General features: G+C 27.0%; 5 protein-coding genes and 1 pseudogene. All 6 read right to left on the bottom strand.

All coding sequences use genetic code 11. From position 1 onward, the window contains the following. Window positions 1–209: pseudogene (locus tag ACRC03_RS20330) on the bottom strand (RNA-guided endonuclease InsQ/TnpB family protein); the annotation flags it as partial. Between the two features lie 142 nt (window positions 210–351). Beyond that, window positions 352–537: a hypothetical protein gene (locus ACRC03_RS20325; RefSeq protein ID WP_438654438.1), complete on the bottom strand. Its 186-nt coding sequence runs from the start codon at window positions 535–537 to the stop codon at window positions 352–354. Window positions 538–639: 102 nt separating this feature from the next. Beyond that, window positions 640–1,101, bottom strand: a complete 462-nt coding sequence (locus tag ACRC03_RS20320; RefSeq protein WP_438654437.1) for a GNAT family N-acetyltransferase — start codon at window positions 1,099–1,101, stop codon at window positions 640–642. Between the two features lie 148 nt (window positions 1,102–1,249). After that, the gene (locus ACRC03_RS20315) at window positions 1,250–2,566 is read right to left on the bottom strand and encodes a GNAT family N-acetyltransferase (protein ID WP_438654436.1); all 1,317 of its coding nucleotides are present in this window, start codon (window positions 2,564–2,566) and stop codon (window positions 1,250–1,252) included. A gap of 51 nt (window positions 2,567–2,617) precedes the next feature. After that, the gene (locus ACRC03_RS20310; protein ID WP_438654435.1) at window positions 2,618–3,226 is read right to left on the bottom strand and encodes a histidine phosphatase family protein; all 609 of its coding nucleotides are present in this window, start codon (window positions 3,224–3,226) and stop codon (window positions 2,618–2,620) included. A gap of 534 nt (window positions 3,227–3,760) precedes the next feature. Next, window positions 3,761–4,258: a hypothetical protein gene (locus ACRC03_RS20305; protein WP_438654434.1), complete on the bottom strand. Its 498-nt coding sequence runs from the start codon at window positions 4,256–4,258 to the stop codon at window positions 3,761–3,763. Between the last annotated feature and the right edge of the window lie 330 nt (window positions 4,259–4,588).

Here is a 4,588-nt window from a genome sequence, read left to right as displayed (position 1 = left end):
GCTTGAATTGTTTGTCCTGATAAATTATATCTACCTTTGACCAACTTCTGAATATCATAGTTGCTTATCCATTTTTTATTTTCATCATAATATTCCCTAGATATTTTAACTACTTCATTCCAGCACTTAGCACTTTCCACTTGCTTTTCTCTAACTACTCCAAATTGCTCTCTATTTAGTTTTAATTTCTCTCTATGAGTTTTTATCATCTTTATTCACCTCACTTTCTATATTGTTTATTATATACTACATATAAAACTATATTCAAGGTGAGTGTTCTATACCTGTTTAATCAAGTTCAAGACCGAGCAATTCCACCCCACAGTTAAAGCAAGGGGCTATCTTGCTCAATTATTGTATTATGGTAGGGAATTTATATTGATTTATTGTATTTATAAAGTCTCCATCTTCTTTGTGTAAACAAAGCCCTCTATTGTCATACCATAATTGCATAAAATAAAAATTATTATTTTTAGCAAATTCAACTTCATCTTTATATCTGTTAAAAAATCTAGCTAGGCATCCAATCTTAACCAAATATATCCCCTCCCTTTCTATAGTTAATTTATAAATAATATTTAAATCTATAAACTATTTTAACTATCGTATTCTCAATTAAGATAACTAAAATATAAAATTTTAAGATTTATGCTCTAGAATTATACTTTTTGTATAGAAATTATATTTTTTGTAAAATTCTAATGCATTTTCATTACCCTCTGCAACTACTATTTTTTTAGTTTTAGCTTCTTTATTATTTAGCCATTCTAAAGCTCTATTCATTAACTGATCCCCTAAACCATATTTTCGATACTCTGCCTCAATAAAAAGTGAATCAATCTCCCCAGCTAATTCTTTATTTATCGTGCTAATGCAATATCCAATATATAAATCTTTATCTAAATCTTTAATTAAGTCTACTTTCACACCCATCTTATCATCATTTATAAACTTGCTTGTTCTATCCTCAAATTTAAGGTTTATAAATCTACTTTCAAAGTAAGTTGAATTAATTTTATGATATTCATTCAACTTTTCCCATAATGGCTTCACATAATTTATTAATTCTATATCTCCTTCTATAAATTGAAATTCACTCATATAAACTCTCCCATTCATATCTCGTGTATATACCAATACAAGTTTTTATTTTTCTATAATTATAAATTTACTAACATCCCCAAGTAGTTCTATGTACTTGTTGTTCAAAATAATACCACCATTATCCATTCCCCTTTTAACTTAAGTGTTAATTTTTTCTACCAATGTATAAGCAATGCTTACTATATCCTATTAAGTTAGGATTCTCGCAAGTATCTAAGTGATACTGCATCCACAAATTAAACTCCTCATTTGTAAAATCATTTACACTATCCCTTAGCATATCTGAAATTCCATCTGTAGCTATATGTAAAGTTTTTTGAACTTCATTATCATTCATAAGTTTTTCAATATCATCATAAGTTGAAAAATAAAAACAAGAATTAGGATCATTAGATTCTACCCCTGTCTTAACTATGCTTTGAAGTCCTCTATCATTTATATCATCTTTATTTCTTTTTACCATATCTGTAAAATGTGCAAATTTACTTATATATGCAATTGCTATAAAACCTCCTGGCTTTAACACTCTTAAGCACTCTTTTATACACTTTGTTCGGTCTTCTTCCTTTGTAAGGTGGTACATTGGTCCTAAACATAAAATAGAATCATATATTTCATCTTCAAATCTACTTAAATCTAAGGCATTTCCTTGAACTGCTTCCATATTAAAAATATTATCATTCAGTTTATTTTTCATAATTTCCACATGTTTTTCTGATAATTCTAATGCAGTTACATCACATCCATTTTCAGCAAAGTAAAATGAATATTTACCTGTCCCAGCTCCTACTTCAAGTACTTTATCTCCTTTAGATATATACCTGTCTAAGTATTTAGTCGTTGTAATAAACTCAATACTGTGAGATTTGTCCTTTATCAATCGACTATCCTCATCATAACTCTCATAATATTTTTTTATCTTTACTTCTAAGCTGTTCATATTAATCCAATATTTTCTATAAATATTATTACTTTCACTATCTACTATTTCACATTCAAATACTCCATTATTCTTCTCAATAACTTTTGAAGATGCATGATTATCAGATTTGCAAGTCACTAATACATTAGAAATATTCATCTCCTTCACTTTTTCTAGTCCTAACCTCAAGATAGTCTCTCCATATCCTTTTCTTCGATTTGAAGGTGATATATCATATCCAATATGACCTATGATATTTCTCAAAAACTCTGAATTTAGTTCATGTCTAATTCTAATAACTCCTAAAACATCACTATTCTTATTAACTAACCAATATGTAGAAGATGCAACTCTATCTTTTGGTAGTCCTATCCCCTTAGAGTTGTTTAATAATTTATCAACATACTTGTCAAAATCTTCAAGTGCTTCCTTGTAAAGATTAAAATACTCTTCATCTTCATGTTTCTCATAATCTCGTATCATAGAAATAAACTCTTCTCTATAATTTTTTGAAGGTTCTATTAAAAATACTTCTCCCATAAGTTTTCCCCCTAAATAATTGTTTATTTAATTATAGCAGATTGTTTCTCATTAATTTTCAACATGTGATGTATCTGCTTCTAATATAAACTCACGCTCATCTTCATTACACTCTAATATTGTTACACAAGTATTATTTATAAATGGAGGGTTCCAAAAACTCTTTAATTCATAATCTTTAATAATTGCATATATAGCTTTTATAACTATTGCATGTGTGACTAATAATATATTTACACCCTTATTTTGATTTATAATATCGTCTAAAGTAATTTTAACTCTTTTTATAAGTTCTTCAAATGTTTCTCCGTCTATCGATTTATATAAATGAGGCTCATTCCAAAATTTATAATGTTCATCTGCATAATCTCTTACTATCTCCTCATTATACATCCCTTCCCATATTCCAAAATGCATTTCTTTTAAATTTTCGTTGATTTCTACAGGTATATTTTTATCTCCTTTTATAAGTACTGCTGTGTCATATGCCCTAGTTAGTGGACTGGTATATATATACTCTATTTTAGCATCCTTTAAGCTATCCCCTAGATTTAATGCTTCTTTCTTACCTTGTTCTGTTAAATTTGAATTTTTAATTCCTTGCATTCTGCCTTCTACATTCCATTCTGTTTGCCCATGCCTAGTTATATATATTTTCAAACCCTGTACCTCCTAAAGTTTATCTATTTTAATTTATATAAATTTATTTCTATTTTACTTTCTAATTTCCTTTATAAAATATTTAGCTATCTTATTAGAAGAAATCTATAAAAAAAAGAGAGCTATGCTCTCATCCCTTTGGTTCGTAATATATTAATAACGTGTAACTTTTAGTTATGAAAAGAATACAATAAAATTATATTTCTTCCAATGGTAACAAATATAATGCACTTAAATGTAATAATATATCAATAATAAATATTAAAAATATACTTATAGCAATATTCGTCAATGTATTAGAAAGTAAGTTACTCAAAAAAATAAGTATAATACCATTCAAAATAATCAAACTCATAAAAACAATTCTCTTATATCTTATCTTAAATTTTGTATTACATTTATCACACTCTATTAATCCATACTGATTAAAAATTGATTTTATAATTGACTTATCACTAATTTTAGTATTACATTTGTCACAAACTCTCATATTTCACCCCCGTTATTTAGTTCGTATTATATTAGCTGATTTATTTACAGTTTATCATCTAGAACTTTTTCATAAAATTCTATACTTATATCTTCTAAAGTTTTTTCTTCAGGATTAAACTCATTTTCTATCAAATATTCATAAAACATTAAATCATATATATAAGTTTTTTTGCTATTCATCTCACCATAATATTTATATTCTAAATATCTTGAAAATCCTTCTACTAGATTTTCTTCACACCATCCAATCCAATCATAGCCTTTATCTCCACCATTTTCAAAGCTTTCTAATAAGTCCTTCTCTTTCAGTAATTTATCTGTTACCTGTGTAAATTCAGTTTTTCTTGTAAAAGTTTGGAATAGTCTATGTGAATACTCATGAAATGGTGTATTTAATACATTATCTTTACTTTTATAAGGTTGAAGTGTTGATATTAATAAATTACCTTTTTCAAATCCTCTTGCTCCAATAGGTGGTAAGTCCATATAAAATACAGCTTTATAATCTTTTTCAAATTCTACTCCACTTTCTTCTTCCATAAATTTGAATATGTCTATATCCTCATTTCTTTAGTAAATAGGCTTGGTGAGCCATAATTAATAGAATATACATCAGAGGCAACTCTAATTAATGATAATTTTAAAGTCAATCCTCTAACTTCAATACTACTATTATTTGTTTTTGTGCTACTACATCCTGAAAATATTAATAACGATAATAATAAAAATAGTGTAACTATTCAGTCGCTATTAAGTTAAAATAAAATTACTTTTACCTAATAGCGCTTTTTTTAAGGCTAACAATGGACTTATACCATGTTTTTTAGCGGTTCCAATATAAGACATAATGTCTAAAAAATCCTGGCAACC

Origin of the sequence: Romboutsia sp. (assembly GCF_051659545.1) — a bacterium.
Taxonomy (GTDB): Bacteria; Bacillota; Clostridia; order Peptostreptococcales; family Peptostreptococcaceae; genus JBOFOR01.
The sequence above is the reverse complement of the archived record's forward strand: the minus strand, read 5'-3'. Positions and strand labels throughout refer to the sequence as shown.

Coding starts and splice junctions, on each gene's coding strand:
- ACRC03_RS20320 (WP_438654437.1), bottom strand. CDS start 1,101: ATGAGTGAATTTCAATTTATAGAAGGAGATATAGAATTAATAAATTAT.
- ACRC03_RS20305 (WP_438654434.1), bottom strand. CDS start 4,258: ATGGAAGAAGAAAGTGGAGTAGAATTTGAAAAAGATTATAAAGCTGTA.
- ACRC03_RS20315 (WP_438654436.1), bottom strand. CDS start 2,566: ATGGGAGAAGTATTTTTAATAGAACCTTCAAAAAATTATAGAGAAGAG.